Annotated in this window: 18 protein-coding genes; 12 read left to right on the plus strand and 6 right to left on the minus strand. The window is 74.8% G+C overall.

Features of this window, described 5'->3' with window-relative positions; genetic code table 11:
- Positions 1-1,539 carry a sugar ABC transporter ATP-binding protein gene (locus amrb99_RS22265; protein ID WP_190859056.1) on the minus strand — a complete coding sequence of 513 codons (1,539 nt, stop codon included), beginning with the start codon at positions 1,537-1,539 and terminating at the stop codon, positions 1-3.
- Between the two features lie 388 nt (positions 1,540-1,927).
- Between amrb99_RS22265 and amrb99_RS22270 the strand changes: the two genes are divergently transcribed.
- The 8 genes from amrb99_RS22270 to amrb99_RS22305 all read left to right on the plus strand — a co-directional run bounded on the left by amrb99_RS22270 (position 1,928) and on the right by amrb99_RS22305 (position 14,180).
- Entirely contained in the window at positions 1,928-2,953 is a 1,026-nt protein-coding gene (locus amrb99_RS22270; protein ID WP_347256795.1) for a substrate-binding domain-containing protein, read from the plus strand.
- Positions 2,950-3,666, plus strand: a complete 717-nt coding sequence (locus tag amrb99_RS22275; RefSeq protein ID WP_190859060.1) for a (Fe-S)-binding protein — start codon at positions 2,950-2,952, stop codon at positions 3,664-3,666. The genes amrb99_RS22270 and amrb99_RS22275 overlap by 4 nt, the downstream gene beginning before the upstream one ends.
- Positions 3,663-5,120 (plus strand): LutB/LldF family L-lactate oxidation iron-sulfur protein, encoded by a 1,458-nt coding sequence (locus tag amrb99_RS22280; protein ID WP_190859062.1) that lies wholly within the window; start codon positions 3,663-3,665, stop codon positions 5,118-5,120. Before amrb99_RS22275 ends, amrb99_RS22280 begins: the two co-directional genes overlap by 4 nt.
- Positions 5,117-5,737, plus strand: coding sequence for an LUD domain-containing protein (locus amrb99_RS22285; RefSeq protein WP_190859065.1), 621 nt, complete (start codon positions 5,117-5,119; stop codon positions 5,735-5,737). Before amrb99_RS22280 ends, amrb99_RS22285 begins: the two co-directional genes overlap by 4 nt.
- 50 nt (positions 5,738-5,787) lie before the next feature.
- Positions 5,788-7,221, plus strand: coding sequence for a rhamnulokinase family protein (locus amrb99_RS22290; RefSeq protein WP_190859067.1), 1,434 nt, complete (start codon positions 5,788-5,790; stop codon positions 7,219-7,221).
- A 215-nt stretch (positions 7,222-7,436) separates the two neighbouring features.
- A complete protein-coding gene (locus tag amrb99_RS22295) occupies positions 7,437-10,412 on the plus strand; it encodes a LuxR family transcriptional regulator (RefSeq protein WP_190859070.1) in 2,976 nt (991 codons plus the stop codon).
- 209 nt (positions 10,413-10,621) lie between these two features.
- Positions 10,622-11,716, plus strand: coding sequence for an alpha/beta hydrolase (locus amrb99_RS22300; protein ID WP_190859072.1), 1,095 nt, complete (start codon positions 10,622-10,624; stop codon positions 11,714-11,716).
- Between the two features lies 1 nt (position 11,717).
- On the plus strand, positions 11,718-14,180 hold the full coding sequence (locus amrb99_RS22305) for a GMC family oxidoreductase (RefSeq protein ID WP_190859074.1): 2,463 nt from the start codon (positions 11,718-11,720) through the stop codon (positions 14,178-14,180).
- Between the two features lie 96 nt (positions 14,181-14,276).
- On the opposite strand, the gene amrb99_RS22310 is transcribed toward amrb99_RS22305, so the two are convergent.
- The 3 genes from amrb99_RS22310 to amrb99_RS22320 form a co-directional block, all read right to left on the minus strand.
- Positions 14,277-14,735, minus strand: coding sequence for an SRPBCC family protein (locus amrb99_RS22310; RefSeq protein WP_190859076.1), 459 nt, complete (start codon positions 14,733-14,735; stop codon positions 14,277-14,279).
- A gap of 85 nt (positions 14,736-14,820) precedes the next feature.
- Positions 14,821-16,851, minus strand: coding sequence for a CehA/McbA family metallohydrolase (locus tag amrb99_RS22315; RefSeq protein ID WP_190859078.1), 2,031 nt, complete (start codon positions 16,849-16,851; stop codon positions 14,821-14,823).
- Between the two features lie 142 nt (positions 16,852-16,993).
- Complete coding sequence (locus amrb99_RS22320) at positions 16,994-17,557, minus strand: CGNR zinc finger domain-containing protein (protein ID WP_190859080.1); 564 nt, start codon at positions 17,555-17,557, stop codon at positions 16,994-16,996.
- Positions 17,558-17,627: 70 nt separating this feature from the next.
- Here amrb99_RS22320 and amrb99_RS22325 point away from each other — a divergent pair, with 70 nt between their 5' ends.
- On the plus strand, positions 17,628-18,404 hold the full coding sequence (locus tag amrb99_RS22325; protein WP_190859083.1) for a class I SAM-dependent methyltransferase: 777 nt from the start codon (positions 17,628-17,630) through the stop codon (positions 18,402-18,404).
- Between the two features lie 115 nt (positions 18,405-18,519).
- Positions 18,520-19,236: an SDR family oxidoreductase gene (locus amrb99_RS22330; protein ID WP_190859086.1), complete on the plus strand. Its 717-nt coding sequence runs from the start codon at positions 18,520-18,522 to the stop codon at positions 19,234-19,236.
- A gap of 66 nt (positions 19,237-19,302) precedes the next feature.
- Here amrb99_RS22330 and amrb99_RS22335 read toward each other — a convergent pair whose 3' ends face one another.
- Both amrb99_RS22335 and amrb99_RS22340 read right to left on the minus strand, forming a co-directional pair.
- Positions 19,303-19,731: a PPOX class F420-dependent oxidoreductase gene (locus tag amrb99_RS22335; RefSeq protein ID WP_190859088.1), complete on the minus strand. Its 429-nt coding sequence runs from the start codon at positions 19,729-19,731 to the stop codon at positions 19,303-19,305.
- An 83-nt stretch (positions 19,732-19,814) separates the two neighbouring features.
- A complete protein-coding gene (locus tag amrb99_RS22340) occupies positions 19,815-20,525 on the minus strand; it encodes a hypothetical protein (RefSeq protein WP_347256793.1) in 711 nt (236 codons plus the stop codon).
- 522 nt (positions 20,526-21,047) lie between these two features.
- Between amrb99_RS22340 and amrb99_RS22345 the strand changes: the two genes are divergently transcribed.
- Both amrb99_RS22345 and amrb99_RS22350 read left to right on the plus strand, forming a co-directional pair.
- Complete coding sequence (locus amrb99_RS22345; RefSeq protein ID WP_207924185.1) at positions 21,048-21,536, plus strand: sigma-70 family RNA polymerase sigma factor; 489 nt, start codon at positions 21,048-21,050, stop codon at positions 21,534-21,536.
- Positions 21,533-21,803, plus strand: a 271-nt coding sequence (locus amrb99_RS22350; RefSeq protein ID WP_190859090.1) for a zf-HC2 domain-containing protein, incomplete at its 3' end; no start/stop codon positions are given. The genes amrb99_RS22345 and amrb99_RS22350, both read left to right, overlap by 4 nt.

The following is a 21,803-nucleotide window of genomic DNA, read 5'->3' on the forward strand; positions in this document are numbered from 1 at the left end:
TCAGGCCGCCTTTCCGGTTCCGGCGCGCCCGGTCGCGGCGGCCATCACGGTCTCCTCGGTCGCGTCCGCGCGGGCGATCTCGGCGGTGAGCCGGCCCTCGTGCATGACCAGGACGCGGTCGGCCATGCCGATCACCTCCGGCAGGTCGGAGGAGATCATCAGCACCGCGAGGTCCTGCGCGGCCAGCTCCGACAGCAGCCGGTGCACCTCGGCCTTGGTGCCGACGTCGATGCCGCGGGTCGGCTCGTCCACGATGAGCACGGTCGGCTCGGTGGCGAGCCACTTGGCGAGCACGACCTTCTGCTGGTTGCCGCCCGACAGGACGCCGACGGTGTCGCTGAGGCGGGCGTACTTGAGCTGGAGCCGCAGCGCCCAGTCGGCGGCGCGGTCGCGCTCGACCTTCCGGGAGATGAGCGGGCCGCGGCCGGTCTCCTTGCGCAGCGAGCGCAGCTGGGTGAGGCCCATGTTGCGCTCGATGGACATGTCCATCACCAGGCCCTGCTGGCGGCGGTCCTCGGGGACGAGCGCGAGGCCGGCCGCCATCGCGGCGGTCGGGCTGCCGGGCGGCAGCTTCTCCCCCGCCACCTCCACGCCGCCGGCGTCCCAGCGGTCCACCCCGAAGATCGCGCGGGCGACCTCGCTGCGGCCCGCGCCGACCAGCCCGGCCAGCGCGACGATCTCGCCGCGCCGCACCTCGAAGGAGACGTCGGTGAAGGCGCCCTCGCGGGTGAGCCGGCTGACCTTCAGCGCGACCTCGCCGGGCGCCACGTCCTGCTTGGGGTAGAGCGCGTCCAGGTCGCGGCCGACCATGCGGCGGACGAGGTCGTCGGCGGTGAGGTCGGCGACCAGGTCGGTGCCGATGTAGGTGCCGTCGCGCAGTGTGGTGACCCGCTGGCAGATCTCGAAGATCTCCTCCAGCCGGTGCGAGATGAACAGGATCGCGCAGCCCTGCTCGCGCAGCGTGCGGGTCACGTTGAACAGCCGCTCGACCTCCTGGCCGGTGAGCGCGGCGGTCGGCTCGTCCATGATGAGCACCCGCGCGTCCCGGGAGATGGCCTTGGCGATCTCGACGACCTGCTGGTCGGCGATCGACAGGCCGCGGGCGGGCTGCTGCGGGTCCAGCGCGACGCCGAGCCGCCGGAACAGCTTCGCGGCCTCGGCGTGCATGGTGCGGCGGTCGATGCGGCCGAGCCCGGCGCGCGGCTGGCGGCCCATGAAGATGTTCTCCGCGACCGACAGGTCCGGGAACAGGGTGGGCTCCTGGTAGATGACGGCGACGCCGGCGGCCTGCGCGTCGGCGGGGCCGTTGAACGCGGCGGGCTCGCCGTCGACGCGGACCTCGCCCGCGTCGGGGCGGTGCACGCCTGCGAACGTTTTTACGACGGTCGACTTGCCCGCGCCGTTCTCGCCGGCGAGGGCGTGCACCTCACCGGCGTGCAGCTCGAGGGTGACGCCCTGCAGGGCTCGCACGGCGCCGAACGACTTACTCACGTTGACCAGTGCCAATGTCGGCGGCGTCGACCTGCCGGGTGCACTCATGGCCACCCTCCTCGCACGGGGAGTCTGTGACGGATGGATGAAAAACGTTTTAACGGGATGTTGCGGAGGACGCTAGATGTGAGCCGGAGCACTCGTCAAGGGGGGACTTCGGCCCGGACCCCCCGGAACGCTGCGAAAACCCTTGTGCGGCCGGGCGTCGGCGAGTTTGCGAAGTTCCTCCCGTCCGGGTCCGGACAGCGGGGTTTGGGCCCGGCGACTTCCGACAGCGGGGTTGACACGTTTTAATGCCATGACCCAAAGTGAGCGGCGGCACACCAGCGGAGCGACCCGGGGGCACAGATTGAGCACAGACGACACCGGGCGCCCCCGAGCGTGCACCGCGGCGGGCTCCGCCGGCGGCAACGGCGGTAACGGCGCGACCGTCGGGATCAAGCAGGTCGCGGCGCACGCCGGCGTCTCGCCGGGCACCGTCTCCAACGTGCTCAACCGGCCCGAGCGGGTCGCCGCGGCGACCCGCGCCCGGGTCGAGCAGGCCATCGTGGAGCTCGGGTTCGTCCGCAACGGGTCGGCGTCCACGCTGCGCGCCGGGCACTCCAGCACGATCGGCCTGATGGTGCTGGACCTCGCCAACCCGTTCTTCACCGACGTCGCGCGCGGCGTCGAGGACGTCGCCAGCGAGCGCGGCTACGCGGTGATCCTGTCCTCCTCCGGCGAGTCCGACGAGCGCGAGCAGCGCAACCTGCGGGTGCTCGCCGAGCAGCGGGTCCGCGGCGTGCTGCTGACCCCGGTCGGCGACGAGGGCGGCAACGCCGACCGGCTGCGCGACCGCGGCGTGCCGGTCGTCCTGCTGGACCATCCGACGCCGCGCGCCAACCAGTGCTCGGTCGCCGTCGACGACGTCGCGGGCGGCGAGCTCGCGGTGACGCACCTGCTGGAGGACGGCGCCCGCACGCTCGGGTTCGTCACGGGCCCGCCGGGCCTGCGGCAGTGCGCGGACCGGCGGCGCGGCGCGCTGCGGGCGCTGCGCGCCGCGGGCCTCGGCCGCGACGTGCTGCGCGAGGTGTCCGTCGGCGCGATGAACGCCCGCGCCGGGCAGGAGGCGGCCCGGCGGCTGCTGGACTCCGGCGCCCCGCTGCCCGAGGCGATCTTCTGCGCCAACGACCTGCTGGCCCTCGGCGTGCTGCGGGTGCTGCAGCAGGCCGGCGTGAAGGTGCCGACTGACGTGGCGCTCATCGGGTACGACGACATCGAGTTCTCGGCGGCGGCGGCCGTCCCGCTGAGCTCGGTGCGCCAGCCCACCTACCAGCTCGGACGCATCGCGACCGAGCTGCTGCTCGAGGAGTGCGACGAGTCCGGCGGGCACGCCCACCAGCAGGTCATGTTCCAGCCCGAGCTGGTGGTCCGCGAGTCCAGCCGGGCCGCCGCCGACGACCGGGAGAGCAACTCGGCATGAAGGTCGCACTGTTCCTGACGTGCGTGAACGACACGATGTATCCCGGGACCGGGCGCGCGATGGTGCGGCTGCTGCGGCGGCTCGGCCACGAGGTGGAGTTCCCCGAGGCGCAGACGTGCTGCGGGCAGATGCACCTCAACACCGGCTACCGCACGCAGGCGCTGCACATGGTGAAGGGCTTCGCCGAGACGTTCGACCCCTACGACGCGGTCGTGACGCCGTCGGCGTCGTGCGGCGCGATGATCCGCGACTGGCACCCGAGGCTGGCGCCGCGCACCGCCGGCGTCGCGTCCCGCGTGTACGAGCTGTCGGAGTTCCTGGTCGACGTCCTCGGCGTCACCGACGTCGGCGCCTACTTCCCGCACCGCGTCACCTACCACCCGACCTGCCACTCGCTGCGGATGCTGCACGTCGGCGACCGGCCGCAGCGGCTGCTGCGCGAGGTCCGCGGCATCGACCTGGTCGACCTGCCGGACGCGCGGGAGTGCTGCGGGTTCGGCGGGACGTTCGCGCTGAAGAACTCCGAGGTGTCGGCCGCGATGTGCGCGGACAAGGTCACCGCCGTGCGGGAGACGAAGGCGGAGGTGCTGTGCGCCGCCGACAACTCGTGCCTGATGCACATCGGGGGCGCGCTGTCGCGCACCCGCGCGGGGGTGCGGACGGTCCACCTGGCCGAGATCCTCGCCTCCACCGAGGAGGAGCCCACACCATGAGCGCCGAAGCGATGCCGACCTATGTCGGGATGCCGTCGTTCCCCGACGCGGCGCGCCACGCGGTGGCCGACACCCGGCTGCGCGGCAATCTCGCGCACGCCACCACCACGATCCGCGACAAGCGCGCCGCCGCCGTCGCCGAGCTGGACGACTGGCCGGCGCTGCGCGAGGCGGGCAAGCAGATCAAGGACCACGTCCTCGCCAACCTGGGCCACTACCTGCGGCTGCTGGAGGAGAAGGTCACCGAGGCGGGCGGGACGGTGCACTGGGCGCGCGACGCCGCCGAGGCCAACCGGATCGTCGCGGACCTGGTGAAGGCGACCGGCGAGACCGAGGTCGTCAAGGTCAAGTCGATGGCCACGCAGGAGATCGGGCTGAACGAGGCGCTCGCCGAGGACGGGATCACCGCCTACGAGACCGACCTCGCGGAGCTGATCGTCCAGCTCGGGCACGACCGGCCGTCGCACATCCTCGTTCCCGCGATCCACCGGAACCGGTCCGACATCCGCGACATCTTCCTGCGCGAGATGGAGGACGTCCCCGACGGCCTCACCGACTCCCCCGCCGCGCTGGCGGAGGCGGCGCGGCGGCACCTGCGCGCCAAGTTCCTGTCGGCGAAGGTCGGGATCTCCGGGGTGAACTTCGCGGTCGCCGACACCGGCACGCTCGTCGTGCTGGAGTCGGAGGGCAACGGCCGGATGTGCCTGACCATGCCCGAGACGCTGATCTCGGTGATGGGCGTGGAGAAGATCGTGCCGAGCTGGCGCGACCTGGAGGTGTTCCTCCAGCTGCTCCCCCGCTCGTCGACCGCCGAGCGGATGAACCCCTACACGTCCGCGTGGACGGGCGTGCACCCCGGCGACGGGCCGCGGACGTTCCATCTGGTGCTGCTGGACAACGGCCGCACCGACACGCTCGCCGACGAGGTGGGCCGGCAGGCGCTGCGCTGCATCCGCTGCTCGGCGTGCCTGAACGTGTGCCCGGTCTACCAGCGCGCCGGCGGCCACGCCTACGGCTCCCCCTACCCCGGCCCGATCGGCGCGATCCTGTCGCCGCAGATCAGGGGCATCGGGTCGGAGGTGGACGCGTCGCTGCCGTACGCGTCGTCGCTGTGCGGGGCGTGCTTCGAGGCGTGCCCGGTCGCCATCGACATCCCCGAGGTGCTGGTGCACCTGCGGGCCCGCGCGGTGGAGAGCGGGCCGCGCCATCCCCTCGAACGGGTCGCGATGACGGCGGCCGGATGGACGCTGCGGTCCCCCACCCGGCTCGCGCTCGCGCAGCGCGCCGCGTCGGCGAGCCGCCGGATCGTCGCGCCGCGCGGCCGGATCCGGCGGCTGCCCGGACCGCTGAACGCCTGGACCGAGACGCGGGACGCCCCCGCACCACCGCCCGAGTCGTTCCGCGCCTGGTGGAAGCGGACCGGCGGCGGCCGCACGGAAGGAAACGAGCAGTGAGCGCGCGCGAGGACGTCCTCCGCCGGATCGACGGGATCGTGCCGGCGCGTCCGGCCGCCGAGGTCGCCGCCGGGTACGCCGCGATCGACCGCGGCTACCTGCGCCGCCACCACGAGGACGGCGTGCTGGACCTGTTCGCCGAGCGGGTGGCCGACTACCGCGCGACGGTCGTGCGCGTCCCGGCGGCGGAGCTGGCCGCGACGGTCGCCGAGCGCCTGGCCGCCCGCCCCGGGGTCTACGGGATCCCGGCGGACCTGCCGGAGGAGTGGACGGCGCAGGTCGCCGGCGACCTGATGCGCGGGCCGGACGTCGCCGCCCTCGACGGGCTCGCGGGCGCCGTCACCGGCTGCGCCGCCGCGATCGCCGAGACCGGGACGATCGTCCTGGACCACGGCCCGGCGCAGGGCCCGCGCGCGCTGTCGCTCGTCCCCGACTACCACCTGATCGTCGTGCTCGCCGGCCAGGTGGCGCCGGACGTGCCGGAGGCGCTGGAGCGGCTCGACCCGCACCGCCCGCTGACGTTCGTGTCCGGGCCGTCCGCGACCAGCGACATCGAGCTGTCGCGCGTCGAGGGCGTGCACGGGCCCCGCACTCTGGAAGTCGTGATCTCAGAATGAGCGAAGCGAACCGGGGGGCGTGGGGGGTCGTCCCCCCACAGGAGACACGAATGACGGAGACGTTCGCCGCCGTGGACCTCGGCGCGTCCAGCGGGCGCGTGATGGCCGGACGGGTCGGGCCCGGCACGCTGGAGCTGGAGGAGGTCCGGCGGTTCCCGAACCGGCCGGTCCGCGTCAACGGCACCCTGCACTGGGACGTCCTCGGCCTGTACGGCAACGTCCTCGACGGGCTGCGCGCAGCGCCGGCCGGGCTCGCGTCGGTCGGCATCGACTCGTGGGCCGTCGACTACGGGCTGCTCGACGCCGACGGCAGGCTGATCGGCAACCCCGTCCACTACCGCGACGCCCGCACCGACGGCGTCATGGACCGGATCCGCGCCGAGGTCGGCGACGACCTGCTCTACCAGACGTCGGGCCTGCAGTTCCTGCCGTTCAACACCGTCTACCAGCTCGCCGCCGACGACCTGTCGCGCGCCGCCACGCTGCTGATGGTCCCCGACCTGCTGGCGCACTGGCTGACCGGCGCGGTCGGCGCCGAGCGGACCAACGCGTCCACGACGGGCCTGCTGGACGTGCGGGACGGCGCATGGTCGCGCGACCTGCTCGCCCGCCTCGGCCTGCCCGCCGCGATCCTGCCGCCGATCCGCGAGCCCGGCGAGGTGCTCGGGACGCTGCGCCCGGACGTGGCGGAGGAGACCGGCCGCCCGCCGACGCTCCCGGTCGTGGCAGTCGGATCGCACGACACGGCGTCCGCCGTCGCCGCCGTGCCCGCGACCACCGGCCGGTTCGCCTACATCTCCTGCGGCACCTGGTCGCTGGTCGGCGTGGAGCTGCGCGAGCCCGTGCTGACCGAGGCGAGCCGCAAGGCGAACTTCACCAACGAGGGCGGCGTGGACGGCACCGTCCGCTACCTGCGCAACGTCATGGGGCTGTGGCTGCTGCAGGAGTCGATGCGCGCGTGGGGGAACCCCGACCTGCCGGCCCTGCTCGCCGAGGCCGCGGACGTCCCGGGCCTGCGCAGCCTCATCGACCCCGACGACCCCGAGTTCCTGCCGCCGGGCGACATGCCCGCGCGGATCGCCGCGCACTGCCGGCGCCGCGGGTTCCCCGAGCCCGCGTCCCGCGCCGAGACCGTCCGCTGCGTCATGGACAGCCTCGCCCTCGCCCACCGCGCGACGCTCCGGCAGGCGTCCCGGCTGTCCGGGCAGGAGATCGACGTCGTGCACCTGGTCGGCGGCGGCAGCCGCAACGAGCTGCTGTGCCGGCTGACCGCCGACGCGTCCGGGCTGCCGGTCGTGGCCGGGCCGGTCGAGGCGACCGCGCTCGGCAACGTCCTCACCCAGGCCCGCGCGCACGGCCTCGCGGGCTCCCTCGCCGAGTCCCGCGCGCTGGTCGCGGCGACGCAGCCGCTCCGCCGGTACGAGCCGGCGGGCGACGGCGCCCGCTGGGACGAGGCCGCCGCCCGCCTCGGCCTCGACCGCTGACCCGCGGACAGGAATGTCACGTTCCCGGGACGGTTTGGCTCCCCCCGGTTGACACGCGGGGCGCGTCGGCGGTTGATAGCAGGGACGCGCGGGGCGTGTTGTCCCGCTCCTATTGACGTTCGACCCGATAAGGTAAAACCCGCTTGAAGGACCGGGAACAACGACGACAAGCATGATCACGGCGTGTCGGCCGCCTGTCTCTGTTGGGGTGTGACATGAGCGACGCCGGTGCTCCGCTGGTGGGGCGACAGGACGCGCTCGGCGCGCTGGACCGCGCCCTGGACGCGGCCGCCACGGGCTACGGCTTCCTCGCGCTGGTCGGCGAGCCCGGCGCCGGCAAGACCCGGCTGCTGAACGAGCTGGCCGACGGTGCGAACGCCCGCAAGCTGCCCTACCTGGCCGGGCGCGCCGCCGAGTTCGAGCAGGAGATGCCGTTCGGCGCCGTCGTCGACGCGCTCGACGACCGGCTGGAGGACGACGTCCCCGACCTGTCGCCCACCGCGCTGCGGCTGCTCGGCACCGTCTTCCCCGCGCTCGCCGACCGCGTCGCCGGCCCGGACGCCGGGCACGCCCCCGACGGGGCCGCCGACCCGGTCGCCCGCTACCAGGTGCACCGCAGCGTGCGGCACCTGCTGGAACGGCTGGCCGCGCCGTCCGGGCTGGTGCTGATCCTCGACGACCTGCACTGGGCCGACGACGCCACGATCGAGCTGATGGACCACCTCGTCCGGCACCCGCCGCGCGCGAACGTGCTGGTCGCGGTCGCCTACCGGCCCGCGCAGGCGTCGCCGCGGCTGGCGGCGCTGGCGGACGCCGCCGGGCCCGTCGGCACCCGGGTGCCGGTGGAGCCGCTGAACCGCGACGAGGTGGCGGAGTTCCTCGGCCCGGACGTCTCCCGCAACCGCTGCGAGCAGCTCTACAAGGCCAGCGGCGGCAACCCGTTCTACCTGGAGGCGCTGGCCCGGATGGGCCGCCACGACGACCGCCTCCTCGGCGAGGACGGGATCGAGCGGCACGACTGGGAGCGGGGCGTCGCGAACCTCACCGAGGTGCCGCCCGCCGTCCGGACCGCCCTGCAGGTCGAGCTGAGCGCGCTGCCGCCCGAGGCGCTGCTGATGGCGCGCGGCGCCGCCGTCGCGGCGGACGTGTTCGAGCCGGAGCTGGCGGCGGTCGCCGCGGAGATGCCGCAGGAGGACGCGCTCGCCGCGCTGGACGCACTGACCGCCGCGGACGTGGTCCGCCCGACCGCGGGCGGCCGGTTCCGGTTCCGGCATCCGCTCGTGCGGCACGTCGCGTACGCCTCGACGGCGGCGGGCTGGCGGTTCGCGGCGCACTCGCGGGTGTCGGCGCGACTCGCCGAGCTCGGCGCACCGGCGGCGGTCCGCGCCCACCACGTGCTGCGGTCGGCGCGGTTCGGCGACCGGGAGGCGATCTGGACGCTCGTCGAGGCGGCCCGCGTTGTCGCGCTCCAAGCGCCCGGCACCGCCGCGTACTGGCTGGAGGCCGCGCTGCGCCTGATGCCGGACGGCACGGACGGCTCCGGCGCGTCCGCCAACGGCACGGCGGGCGACGGCGCCTACCCCGACCGGATCCAGCTGCTGGTGGAGTTGGCGCACGCGCAGGCGGTCAGCGGGCACGCCGAGGAGGGCCGCGAGACGGCCCGCACGCTGCTGAGCCTGCTGCCGCCGGACGACACCGTCCGGCGCGCCCGCACGGTGCAGCTGTGCGCGGTGATGGACCGGCAGCTCGGCCGCATCCACGAGGCCCGCGCCCTGGTGCTGGACGAGCTGCGCCGCATCACCGACCGGCAGACCCCCGAGGCGGTGCTGCTGCGCATCCGCCTGGTCGCCGACCGGATCCAGCGGATCGACACCCGCGGCTCGCACGCCGTCCTGGAGACGATTCCCGAGAGCGCGCCGCAGTGGGGCCCGGGGCTGATCGCCGCGGTCGCGGCGATGCGGCCGATGGTGTCGTACGGGCGCGGCGAGGTGGCCGAGGCGATCGCCTACGCCGAGGCCGCCGACCAGCGGTTCTCCGCCGCCTCCGACGGCGACTTCGCCGACTGCCTGGACTACATGATCTGGCTGGTGTTCGCCGAGGCGTTCCTCGGCCTGCACGACAGCGCGCTCCGGCACGCCACCCGGCTGGTGTCGATCACCCGCGCGACGGGGCAGACGTTCATCCTCGGCTACATGCTGGCCGGGCAGTCCCGGGTCCTGCTGCTGCAGGGCCGGCTGGAGGAGGCCGCGGCGGCCGCCGACGAGGCCACCGCGGTCGGCCGCGAGCTGCGCTCCCCCGAGGTGATGGCGTACGGGCTGATCCAGCAGTGCCTGACGGCGAGCTGGACGGGCGACCACGACCGGGCGCTGCGGGCCGCCGAGGAGGCCGTCGCCTGCGACACCGGGTCGGGCGAGTGGTGGACGCACATGGCGCACGTCTCGCGCGCCATCGCGACGATCAACGCGGGCCGCGCCGAGGAGGGCGCCGAGGCCCTGATCGCGGCCTGCGGGGACGGCACGAACGGCCTCGACTTCAGCACGCTGGTGATGTGCGCCGAGCAGCTGGCCTGCGCGCGCGCCGCCTTCGGGGACGGCGAGGGCGCCGCCGGCTGGGCCGACATCGCCGAGGCCATCGCGCACCCGGCGCTGACCGGTGACACCGGGCTGGCGCGGCTGGCGCGCGCGCACGCCGTCCGGGTGGCCGACCCCGCCGGCGCCGCGCGGCTCGCGGCGGAGGCGGCCGGAATGCTGGCGGACGCTGGACGCCGCCCGGAGGCCGCGCGCGCCGACCTGACCGCGGGGATCGCGCACGCGGCGGCCGGGGAGCGCGGCGAGGCCCGCGAGCGGCTGCGCGCCGCGGTCGAGGTCTTCGAGGAGTGCGGGATGCGCGGGCTGCACGCGCAGGCCGTCCGGGAGCAGCGGCGGCTCGGCGTCCGGGTGCCGGGCGGCGCCCGCACCGCCCCCGCCAAGGGCCGCGGCAAGGGCGCCGGCAAGGACGAGCCGCCGTTCGGGCTGTCGCCGCGCGAGCACGAGATCGCGCTGCTCGTCGCCGAGGGGTGCAGCAACCAGCAGATCGCCGAGCGGCTGTACCTCAGCGTCCGCACCGTCGAGACGCACCTGTCCCGCGTCTTCGCCAAGATCGGCGTCCCGTCCCGGGTCGGGGTCGCGACCGCCATGAACCGGCCCGGATGAACCGGCGGCGGCCGGTGCCGCGGCCCTTACCCGCCTGACGAACGCGAGACGACGGTGAACCGGCGGCGCCCGCCGGGCCTCTTAATGCACGTACGTAGTCATACGGGACCCCACGTCCCCCATCACACGTAAGTACGGGTTCTCCACGATGCCGGGCGGACGGCCGCGTTTGGCAAGGTTGGGGCGTCAGGAAGCCGGAGGGAAATGCCATGGACCAGCGGATCGCGCGCTTCACGCTCGCGGGCGTCGCCGACGCCGAGGTCTCCGTGCACCCCTTCGCGACCGAGGACGGGCTGGGCCTGAACCTCACCCGGTTCCGCCGCGCCGACAGCGACGACGTCGTGCTGCTGGTGCACGGGCTCACGACCTCCAGCGACATGTACATCATGCCGGAGCACGAGAACCTGGTGAACTTCCTGCACGACTCCGGCTTCGGGGACGTGTGGGCGCTCGACTTCCGGATGAGCGGCCGGTTCCCCTACGACGCCGAGACGCACCGCTACACCCTCGACGACGTCGCCCAGTACGACCATCCGGCGGCGATCGCCGAGCTGCGCCGGCACATCGGGGACGGCCGCCGGGTGCACGTGATCTCGCACTGCCTCGGGTCGGTGTCGTTCGCGATGGCGGTGTTCGCCGGCACCGTCACCGGCATCGCCAGCCTGACCTGCAACAGCGTCGCGCTGACGCCGCGGACGTCGCGCTGGTCGAGGATCAAGCTCGGGTACGGGCCGGCGGTGCTGGAGTACGTGCTCGGCCCGTCGCACCTCGACCCGCGGTTCGGCGCCGCGCCGGTGCTGACCCGCGGCTGGATGATCGCCAAGGCGGTCGGGCCGTTCCACCCGGCCTGCGACGAGCCCGCCTGCCACATGCTCAGCTTCATGTGGGGCGGCGGCAAGCCGATCTTCACGCACGCGAAGATGTCCCCGGTCACGCACGGCCGGCTGCCGGACCTGTTCGGCGCCGTCGGCGTCCACTACTACCGGCACGTCCACAAGATGGTGAAGGCCGGCCGCGCGGTGAAGTACGACCCGCGCGACCCCCGCCACGCCGGACTGCCCGCCGACTACCTGTCGGGCGCCGCGGACGTCACGACCCCGATCCTGTTCCTCACCGGAGACCGCAACCACGTGTTCACCGACTCCAACATCGTCTGCCACCGCACGCTCGAACGGGTCGCGCCGGGCCTGCACGAGCTGGAGATCCTCCCCGGATACGGCCACCAGGACCCGTTCATGGGCGCCGAGTCCGCCGCCGAGGTGTTCCCGCGGGTGCTGGACTTCCTGAAGCGGAAGGCGGGCTGACATGGGCGCCCCCCGCGAGAGCGTCGAGCACGCCGACACCGTCGTCGTCGGCTCCGGGTTCGGCGGCTCGGTGACCGCGTACCGGCTGGCGGAGGCCGGGCGGCAGGTGGTGCTGCTGGAGCGCGGGCAGCCGTACCCGCCGGGCAGCTTCCCCCGCTCCCCCGCGCAGATGGGCCGCGCGTTCTGGGACCCGGCGGCCGGGCTGTACGGGATGTTCGACGTGTGGAGCTTCGAGGGCTGCGACTCGGTCGTGTCCTCCGGCCTCGGCGGCGGGTCGCTGATCTACGCGAACGTGCTGCTGCGCAAGGACGAGCACTGGTTCGTGCACGACCAGCCGATGCGCGGCGGCGGGTACGAGTCGTGGCCGATCTCCCGCGCCGACCTCGACCCGCACTACGACGCGGTCGAGCGGATGCTGGGCGCGACGCCGTACCCGCTGGACCGGGCGCCGTTCGACGACACCCCGAAGACGCACGCGATGCAGGACGCGGCGGCCGAGCTGGGCCTGGACATCACGCTGCCGCCGCTGGCGGTGAGCTTCGCCGACCGCCCGGGCGGCACGCCCGGGATCAGCCTGCCGATCATCGACCCCGCCTACGGCAACCTCCACGGGGTCGGGCGGCGGACGTGCCGGCTCTGCGGCGAGTGCGACATCGGCTGCAACGAGGGCGCCAAGAACAGCCTCGACCACACCTACCTGTCGGCGGCGGCGCACCACGGCGCCGACATCCGCACCTCCCACGAGGTGAAGGCGATCCGGCCGCGGCCGGGCGGCGGGTACGAGGTCGACTACGTCCACCACGCCGACCTCACCGTCGAGGCGCGGCGGCCGCGGGTCGCGACGATCTCCTGCGACCGGCTGATCCTCGGCGCCGGCACCTACGGGACGACGTTCCTGCTGCTGAGGTCGCGGGAGGCGTTCCCGGGGCTGAGCGAGGCGCTCGGCAGCCGGTTCAGCGGCAACGGCGACCTGCTGACGTTCCTGCTGAACGCCAAGGACCGCAACCGGGTCCGGCCGCTGGACGCCGCGCGCGGCCCGGTGATCACCACCGCGATCCGGCTGCCGGACGAGGTGGACGGGGTGCCCGGCGCGGGCCGCGGCGCCTACATCGAGGACGGCGGCTACCCGGCGTTCGCCGACTGGATCGTGCAGGGCTTCGACACCGGCCACGAGATCGAGCGCGCGGTGAAGTTCCTGTGGGGCCGGTTCACCGAGTTCTTCAAGGACGCGCCGGACACCAACCTGTCCAAGGAGATCTCCGAGCTGATCGGGGACGGGGCGCTGACGGTGAGCTCGCTGCCGCTGCTCGGCATGGGCCGCGACACCGCGGACGGGCGGCTGCGCCTCAAGGGCGGCCGGCTCGCCGCGGACTGGACGACCGAGACCAGCGAGGCGCTGTTCACCCGCGTCCGCAAGACCATGCAGGGCATCGCGGACGTGCTCGGCGCGCACTACGCCGACAACCCGATGTGGTTCCGCAAGCGGATCGTCACGGTGCATCCGCTGGGCGGCGCCCCGATGGGGGCGCACCCGGGCGAGGGCGTCTGCGACGCCTTCGGCGAGGTGTTCGGGTTCCCTGGCTTGTACATCGCCGACGGGGCGGCGATGCCGGGTCCGGTGGGCCCGAACCCCTCGCTGACGATCGCCGCGCAGGCCGACCGGCTGGCGACGCGGCTGCTGGAGGACCTGCCCGGCCGCGGGGGCGCGGGCGGGCCGGAGGGTGCGGGGACCGTCCCGTCCGACACGGGGGCCGAGCCGGCCGGGGGTGCCGGCTCGCCGGACGGGGCGGGGCGCGACTCGGCGTACGGCCAGGGCTCGGGGAGCCGCGGAGGTCCGGGGGGACCGTCCGCCGCGGCGCCCGGCCGTACGTCGCTGTCGTTCACCGAGGAGATGAAGGGGTTCATCACCTACGGGGAGCGCGACGCGCGGATCGGGGAGCTGGCCGACGGGCGGATCCCGCTGGCGTTCCGGCTGACGATCACCGCGCACGACGTGGACCGGTTCCTGGACGAGCCGGGCCACACCGCGACGGCCGAGGGGTGGGTCGACGCGACGGGGCACGGGGGGCGCCGCGAGGTGGAGCGGGGGTGGTTCAACCTGTTCGTCCCCGACGGCGGGGAGGACCGCCGGCTGATGAAGTACCGGCTGTACTTCACCGACGGGGCGGGGCGCCCGCTGACCCTCGCGGGGCACAAGAACGTCCTGCACGGTCCGCCGACGCGGATCTGGCCGGACACCTCCACGCTGTACGTGCGGCTGCTGGAGGGGCACGTCCCGGAGGAGGCGGAGGACGGGGCGCCGGTCGCGGGGGCGGGCGTCCTGCACATCCAGCTGTCGGACTTCGCGCGGCAGCTGACGACCTTCCGCACGTCCGGCCCGGACGGCCTGGAGACGCTGCTGCGCTTCGGCCGGTTCTTCGCCGGGGAGCTGTGGGAGGTGTACGGCCCGGATCATCCGGGCTGATCGCCCGAGGGGGGCTCGAACGTGCAGGCCGAGGGAACTGCGGGGTGCTCTCGGCCTGCACCTTTTTCTCCGCGCCCCGTCCGCCGGGGGGAGGCGTCAGAGGTCGCCGGCGCGGCGGGCGGGGCAGTCGGGCGGGCAGTGCTCGGCGTGCGCGGGCAGCCAGCGGGCGAAGGCGTCGATCATGGCCTTCAGGCCGAGGCGCAGCGCCGCGCCGGTGCCCGGGACCAGCGGCTCGAAGCGGGAGTGCCAGCGGATGAACGTGCCGGTGCCGCGCTGGTCGAGGTACACGTCGCAGCGGTAGTGGCGGACGGGCAGGCCCTTGAGCGCGATGTAGGCGAAGTGGGTGTCGGGCTCGTAGGCGACGGTCTGCTCGGCGGCGGGCCAGATCGACTTGACCGCGCCGACGCCGTAGGTGGTGGTGTCGCCCTTGCGGGTCTGCTTGGCGGCGGTCGGGAACCTGCCCCAGGCGCCCCACGCCTCGGGCACGGCGAGGTGCCGGAAGATCTCGTCGGGCGCGGCGGTGGTGGCGGCGGTCGCCTCGATCTCGTAGGGCATGGTGGGCCTCTCCCCGTCGTGACTACCGCACGGTAGCCAGCCGGGTACCGGCGCACAAGCCCTTCCGCGCCCCGGCGAGCCGGGCTCACGTCCCGGCGAGGCGGGTCCGGTAGACGGCGCGGGCGCGGTCGAGGAGGTCGAGGTGGCCGGCGAGCTGCCCGGGGCCGTCGAGGCGGGCGGCGCGGCGGATCATGTCCTCCAGGCCGTCGAGGTAGTCCAGGCACCAGCGCAGGTCGTCCTCGCGGGCCGCGGGCCTGCCGTCCACGTGCAGGTGGACGGGGCTGGTGTGGGCGAACGCGCCGCCGCGGCTCATCGAGCGCGGGTGCGGCGGGCCCGTCGCGACGGCGACGAGGTAGGTGGGGCGGTCGACGGTGAGCTCGGCGGTGACCTCGCCGGGCGGGCCTTCGGCGAGGACGCCGTCGGCGGTCCGCAGCTGGACGGTCGCGACCTCGGGTCCGACGGTCCGGGCCGTCGCGGTGACGCGGTCGCCGGGCGCGAGGTCGAGGACGTCGCCGGGGCCGTGCCCGTCGACCTCCAGCTCCAGCCAGGGGCCGGTGGTGGCGAAGGTGCGGCCGCGCCGGACGGCGTCCGCGAACGACGCGGCGGTGAGGGGGCCGTCGACGCGGGCGTACACGCGTCCCCAGCCGGGCGGGCTGGACTGGTTGCCGCGCCGCTGGAACGACAGCATCGCGTCCGTCCCGGCGGTGGCGGCCAGCCGGTTGCCGGCGCCGAGGAGCCGCCGGTACATGACGGCGGTGGCCTGGATCGAGGAGTGGTTGACGACGTCGAGGGTGTCGACGAGGCCGAGCGCGGCGTCGGCGACGATCTCGCGGGCCGAGCAGTTGCGGCCGGCGGTCAGCAGCGCGGCGGGCGGGTCGCCGTCGTCCGCCGGGAGGTGGAACGGGTGGCTGTACCCCATGAGCGCGCCGCGTTCGCGCAGCTCGCGGTAGCCGTCGCCGTTCGGCGGCCAGTCGGGGGCGCCGGCGAACCCGGTGTGGTAGCGGCCGGGCGGCGCGTCCACGCCGAACGCGTACAGGTGGCCGAGCAGGTCGTTGCGGTACTCGACGCCGAGCCGGGCGAGGTGGGTCGCGTCGGACCAGGGCAGGTCGTCGCCGGCCCAGTGCTCGAGGGCCTCGCGGTCGTAGACGCGCTCGCCCGCCACGTTCCCGGCGACGAGGTTGAGGACGTGCAGGTCCTCGCCCCGCTGGACGGCGGCGGCCTGCGCGGGCGTCCCGACGGTGTCGCCCGTCCAGTTCATGTGGACGTGCATGTCGCCGCCGTACCAGCCTCTGGCGGCCGCGTCGTAGAGCCGCTCCGGGGCGATCTCGACGAGGGTCTCCGCGCCCGCCTCCGGGGTGAGGGCCTTCTCCGCCGTGCCGTGCTCCATGCCGCGGGTGACGCGGACGGTCAGCGGCTCGGCGGGGACGTCGAGGACGAGGTCGTCGCCGTGGAAGTAGGGGGTGCGGTGCGCGTCGATCCGCTCGGGGGCGCCGGCGGGGTACCAGCCCTGGCCGTCGGCGCCGACGACCGTCCAGCGGCACGGGGTCCCGGCGCGCAGCCGCAGCCGTCCGGTGGGGACGCGCCTGACCAGCCCGTCGAGCGCGATCGGCGTGCCGTCGGCGGTGACGCTGCTTTCCGAGGTGATGGGGACGAGCCGGACGCCGCCGGGCGGGATGTCGTGGTCGGCGCCGTCCACGCGGACGGTGGCGGGCGTGGTGCGCGAGGAGTCGATGAGCAGCGTGGTGCGCAGGTCCCGCCCGTCGGGCAGGGTCCGGGGGACGCTCTCGAGCGACGCGCCGTCCGGGGTGAGGCGCAGCGCGGCGAGGTTGTCCAGGACCCGGCCGGCGAGGGCGTCGCGGACGACCTCGGCGGCGACGAGTTCGGGCACGCGCGCGTCGATCTCCTCCGCCGTGGCGTCCGGGTACCGCGCCAGGAGCCGCTGGAGGCCGGCCATCCAGAAGTCGGCCTCGTCCAGCAGGAAGGCGCTCGTCTCGATCTGCCGGACGAAGCCGTTGGCGGGCTCTCCCCAGGTCGGGCCGTGCTCGCGCAGAAGCTCGCGGTACTCCTCCAGCGCCCGCGCCACCGCGGGCGGTACCGGCGGGTCGGCGTCGCACATCGTCGTCTCCCGGTGGTGGGGGACCGCCAGCGTTACACGGAACCGGTGCGCCGCCTAGGGTCCGCATCCGGCCCCGGTGCGGCGGCCGCAACCGCGAGCGAGGGAATGCACCACCGGGTGTATGGATCATGCTCCACGGCGGTCACGTCGTGTGCGCGCGCGCACGGAACGCGGCCGTCTTGACGCGGTTCTGGCAGGCGGTCGAGCAGAACCGGCGCTTGCCGTTGCGCGAGGTGTCGACGTACACGCGGTCGCAGTGCGGCGCGGTGCACACGCCGAGCCTGTCGTACAGCTCCCCGCCGAGGACGACGGCGAGGCCGGTGGCGCACGACGCGCCCCAGTCGGCGGTGATGGTGTCGCCGACGCCGTGGAAGTGCACGTGCCAGGGCTCCCCGTCGTGGCGCTCCAGGCGGGGCCTGGCCTGCGTCTCCTCCAGCAGGCGGTTGACCCGCTCGGCGGCGTCGTCGAGGTCGCCGGCGGTGACGGCCTCGAAGACGGCGCGCAGCTCGCGGGCGACGGCGGCCAGCTCCGCGGCCTGCTCGGGGGTGAGCCTGCGCGGCCAGCCGGCCCGCTCCAGGAACGCCTCGCCCGCGGCGACGGGGTCGGGCACCGGGTGCGGGCGCCCGCGGCTCTCCCCCTCGGTCAGCTCGTTGACCAGCGCGACGGTGTCCGCCACCACGCCATCGGTGTGACTGTTGAAGTTCACTTGACCAGTTACGCCTTCCCGGTTTAGCGTGTAACTGTCCAAAGGCTACATGACAGTCACAGGAGGGGTCATGACGCTGCTCGACCAGGAGACCGCCGGCACCTGGATCGCGCGCTGGGACGCCCAGCAGGAGGGCTACGTGCCCGACCGCGAGGAGCGCTTCACCGCGATGATCGACGCCGTCGAGGCCGCCGCCGGCCGGCCCGACCCGCTCGTGCTGGACCTCGGCTGCGGCCCCGGCTCCCTCGCCGGCCGGATCCTGGACCGGATCCCCGGCGCCACCGTCGTCGCCATCGACACCGACCCGCTCCTGCTGTCGCTCGGCCGCGCCGTGCACGCCGGCCGCGACGGCATCGCGTTCACCGCGCTCGACCTGCGCGAGCCCGGCTGGGCGGCCCGGCTGCGGCTGCCCCGGCAGGCCGACGCCGCCGTCTCCACCACCGCGCTGCACTGGATCTCCCCCGCCGAGCTGCGCGTCGTCTACTCGGAGCTGGCCACCCTGCTGCGGCCCGGCGGGCTGTTCCTCAACGGCGACGAGCTGCAGGTCGACGACGTCACGCCCGGCCTCGCCGGGCTGGACACCGCGCTGCGCGAGCGCGAGCGGGCCCGCCGCGCCGCCGGCGCCCGCCCCGAGAACTGGGCCGAGTGGTGGGAGGCGATCGGCGCCGACCCCGCCTTCGCCGAGCTGCGCGGCGCGAGCGGCGAGGAGGTGACCGGCCACCACGGCTCGCCGTCGCGGCTGCTGTCCGCGCACGCCGACGCGCTGCGCGCGGCCGGGTTCGCCGAGGTCGGCACCCTCTGGCAGCACGGCGACAACCGCGTGCTCGCCGCCCTCCTCGCCGGCTGAGCGGCGGGCGGCGGGGGCGCGCCCGCTGGTCCGGACGCGGCGGCGCGCCGTACGCTCATGATCGTCCGCGTCCGCCGCACCGGCGGCGGCACCACGATGAGGATGAGGACCCACGATGAGCACATCGGCGGACGGCGCCCCGGTCACCCTGGTCACCGGAGGCGGCAGCGGGATCGGCGCGGCCACCACCCGGATCCTGCTCGGCCGCGGCCACCGCGTCGCGATCACCGGGCGCGGCGAGGACCGGCTGAAGGCGTTCGCCGCCGACGCCGGCGCCGGGGACGCCCTGCTGACCTTCCCCGGCGACGCGTCCGCCCCCGAGGCGGTCGGCGCGGCGGTGGACGGGACGGTCGCCGCGTTCGGGCGGCTGGACCACGTGGTCGCCAACGCGGGGTTCTCCACCCACGACGACCTGGCGAACGGCGACCCCGAGCGGTGGCGGGAGATGCTGCTGACCAACGTGCTCGGCCCGGCGCTGCTGGTCAGGGCGGCGCTGCCCGCGCTGCGCATGGCCGGCGGCCGGATCGTGCTGGTCGGCAGCACCGCGGGCGTGAAGAACACGCCCGGCAACTTCTACTCGGTGACCAAGTTCGCGGTGACGGCGCTGGCGGAGAACCTCCGGGTGCTCGTCACCGGCTCGGGCGTCGGCGTCACGCTGGTCTCGCCGGGACGGGTCGAGTCGCCGTTCTGGGACTCCCGGCAGGACGGCGTGCCCGACGGGCCCGTCATGACGGCGGACAACGTCGCGGAGTCCATCGTGTGGGCGCTGGCGCAGCCGGCGGGCGTCGAGGTCAACTCCGTCGTGCTGCGGCCGTCCGGCCAGGTGCACTGACGGGCGCCCCGGACGCCTCGGACGCCGGGGGCGGGGGGCGCGGCGCGCGCCCCCGGCCCCGCGGCGTCAGGAGCGGGCCATCCCGTACAGGTGCTCGACGTGCAGCTTGAGGACCAGCCGCCCGTCCTGCACCATCACCCGCCGGTACTCGTCCCAGTCGGGGTGCTCGCCGCGGATGGCGCGGTACACGTCGACGAGCTCCCCCACCGCCGCGTCGTGCGGGTCGGCGGCCACCGCGGTCAGCTCCGCGGTGCCCTCGGCGACCGCGTACGACCAGCCGTCCGGCGCGCTGACGTGCAGGCTCGCCCGCGGGTCGCGGCGCAGGTTGCGGGCCTTGGCCCGGTCGGCGGTGATCGAGACGCGGATCAGCCGGGACCCCGCGTCGAAGTGGTAGTTGACGTTGGACAGCTGGGGCCGCCCGTCCCGCTTGAGCGTGGCCAGCACGCCGAGGTCCCGCTCTTCCAGCAGCTTCACCAGTGCCGCGTCGTCCGCCATCGTCCGCCTCCCGGGTCGTGATCGTCTCCAGTGCACAACCGCGCCCGGTTCCGATCACTTCCCGGAGGACGGTCCCGGACACGTCAGCGCGCCGCGAGCGCCGGGAAGTCGAACACGCGGGCGTCGTCGGCCGGCCCCTCGCCGCCCGGCCCGCCGCTCCCGCCGCTCTCGCCGCCGGTGCCGCCGGCGGGGGCGAGCGCGGTCCGGTCGGTGAGGATGTGGCCGCGGAACACCGCGCCCTTGGCGGTGACCTTGACCGCCTGGAACGCGTCCGGGCGCAGCGCGCAGAACCCCGTCCGCACGACGTCGTCGAAGAGCGAGTCCGAGACCACGTAGGCCAGGTCGCGCTCGGGGTCGGCGGACAGCAGGCGGCGCAGCGGCCCCGCGTCCAGCAGCCGCTGGACGACGATGGGCGCGTCGCCGGCGGGCCCGAACGGCCCGGCGGTCAGCGTGCCGTGGTGCAGCGAGAGCCGCACCCGCAGCCGGAACCGGGCGCCCGCCTCGGCCGCCGCGCGGTTGATGTCGCGCAGCGCGCCCGCGAGCCCGATGGGGAAGTCGCCCGCCACCGGCGCGGGGTCGATCCCGTCCGGGAGCGTGGCCAGCTCGCCGTCGCCGCCGACCTGCTTGTCCCAGCGGGACCGGTCGAGCCCGACGCCGCGCGCGGCGCGGTCGAGCGCCTCCGACAGCTGGCGCTGGGCGAGCAGCTGCTCGCTGGTGTCCCGCTTGCTGTACCCCTGGATGTCCACCGCCATGAGCAGGCGGTAGTGCAGCGCGTGTCGCTCGTTCCCTTCCACTCCGAATCCGCCCCTCGTCCTCCGAGCAAATAGAGGGCCGGTTGCCCCGCATTCGCTCCACTGTGGAGTGAGTGTTGCCTGATGGAGGATCGCCGCGGTCGTCCGGATGGCAAAGGTGGGTCGTGCGTCGCCTCCTCCGCTCTCGTGTGACGTCGTTTCCGGTCACTTGGACGGGACGGCGGCGCCGTCGGCGCCCTCAAGTAAGTAATACCTAGCGAACAAGCAAGGGCGCTACCGGAATATTCACCGCAAAACGGCCAGCGCGGCCGGCGGTCCGATGCCGTTTCCGGCACCTCTTGAACCGGCCGTCGCCCCCGTCGCGTACTGCCTCCCGACGCGACACCCGGCGCACCGCGCACCGTCCCCCGCGCCGCGTCCCCGCCCCCGCACCCGCCGGAGAGCACGATGGCCAACAGATCGTCCACCGCGGCGCCGTCCCGCGCCCGCCCTCCCGCCGCGTCCGGTCCCTGGAGCTGGTTCCGCGGCCCGCGGCCCGCCGGCGCGGTCGACGACCAGGTGATCGTGACCGAGCTGTACCGGGTGTACGGCCGGCCGCTGCTGTCGTTCGTGCTGCGGCTCACCGGCGGCGACCGGCACTGGGCCGAGGACGTGGTGCAGGAGACCATGATCCGCGCCTGGCGCAGCGCGCACCAGCTCGACGAGAACGCGGCGTCGCTGCTGCCGTGGCTCGCGACCGTCGCGCGCCGGATCGTCATCGACGACCAGCGCCGCAAGAACGCCCGCCCGCAGGAGGCGGGCGAGGGGCCGCTGGAGAACATGCGCGTCCCCGACGGGCTGGAGGACCTGCTGCGCTCCGTCGTCGTCTCCGAGGCCCTGCTCGCGCTGTCGCCCGCGCACCGCGAGGTGCTCAACGAGACGTTCTTCCGGGACCGGTCGGTGAACGAGGCCGCCCGGCACCTCGGCATCCCGGTCGGGACCGTGAAGTCGCGGGTCTACTACGCGCTCCGGGCGCTGCGGGTCGCCCTGGAGGAGAGGGGCGTGACGCCATGACCGCGCCCGCCGCGCACGTCGACGTCGGCGCCTACGCCCTCGGCCTGCTGGAGGAGCCGGACCGGCGCGCGTTCGAGGCGCACCTGTCGTCCTGCCTGCCGTGCCACGAGGAGTTGGCCGCGCTCAGCGGCGTCGCCGCGACCCTGGACGGCATCGGCCCGATCGCCGAGGCGCCGGGCGGCCTGCCCGAGCCGGCGCCGGTGCCGGAGCTGCTGCACCGCCGCATCCGCCGCGAGCGCCGCGGCCGCACGGCGCGGGCGCTGGTGG

It is taken from the genome of Actinomadura sp. RB99, from assembly GCF_014706005.1.
GTDB lineage: Bacteria > Actinomycetota > Actinomycetes > Streptosporangiales > Streptosporangiaceae > Spirillospora.

Coding starts and splice junctions, on each gene's coding strand:
- amrb99_RS22265 (WP_190859056.1), bottom strand. CDS start 1,539: ATGAGTGCACCCGGCAGGTCGACGCCGCCGACATTGGCACTGGTCAAC.
- amrb99_RS22275 (WP_190859060.1), top strand. CDS start 2,950: ATGAAGGTCGCACTGTTCCTGACGTGCGTGAACGACACGATGTATCCC.
- amrb99_RS22280 (WP_190859062.1), top strand. CDS start 3,663: ATGAGCGCCGAAGCGATGCCGACCTATGTCGGGATGCCGTCGTTCCCC.
- amrb99_RS22290 (WP_190859067.1), top strand. CDS start 5,788: ATGACGGAGACGTTCGCCGCCGTGGACCTCGGCGCGTCCAGCGGGCGC.
- amrb99_RS22295 (WP_190859070.1), top strand. CDS start 7,437: ATGAGCGACGCCGGTGCTCCGCTGGTGGGGCGACAGGACGCGCTCGGC.
- amrb99_RS22300 (WP_190859072.1), top strand. CDS start 10,622: ATGGACCAGCGGATCGCGCGCTTCACGCTCGCGGGCGTCGCCGACGCC.
- amrb99_RS22305 (WP_190859074.1), top strand. CDS start 11,718: ATGGGCGCCCCCCGCGAGAGCGTCGAGCACGCCGACACCGTCGTCGTC.
- amrb99_RS22310 (WP_190859076.1), bottom strand. CDS start 14,735: ATGCCCTACGAGATCGAGGCGACCGCCGCCACCACCGCCGCGCCCGAC.
- amrb99_RS22315 (WP_190859078.1), bottom strand. CDS start 16,851: ATGTGCGACGCCGACCCGCCGGTACCGCCCGCGGTGGCGCGGGCGCTG.
- amrb99_RS22325 (WP_190859083.1), top strand. CDS start 17,628: ATGACGCTGCTCGACCAGGAGACCGCCGGCACCTGGATCGCGCGCTGG.
- amrb99_RS22330 (WP_190859086.1), top strand. CDS start 18,520: ATGAGCACATCGGCGGACGGCGCCCCGGTCACCCTGGTCACCGGAGGC.
- amrb99_RS22335 (WP_190859088.1), bottom strand. CDS start 19,731: ATGGCGGACGACGCGGCACTGGTGAAGCTGCTGGAAGAGCGGGACCTC.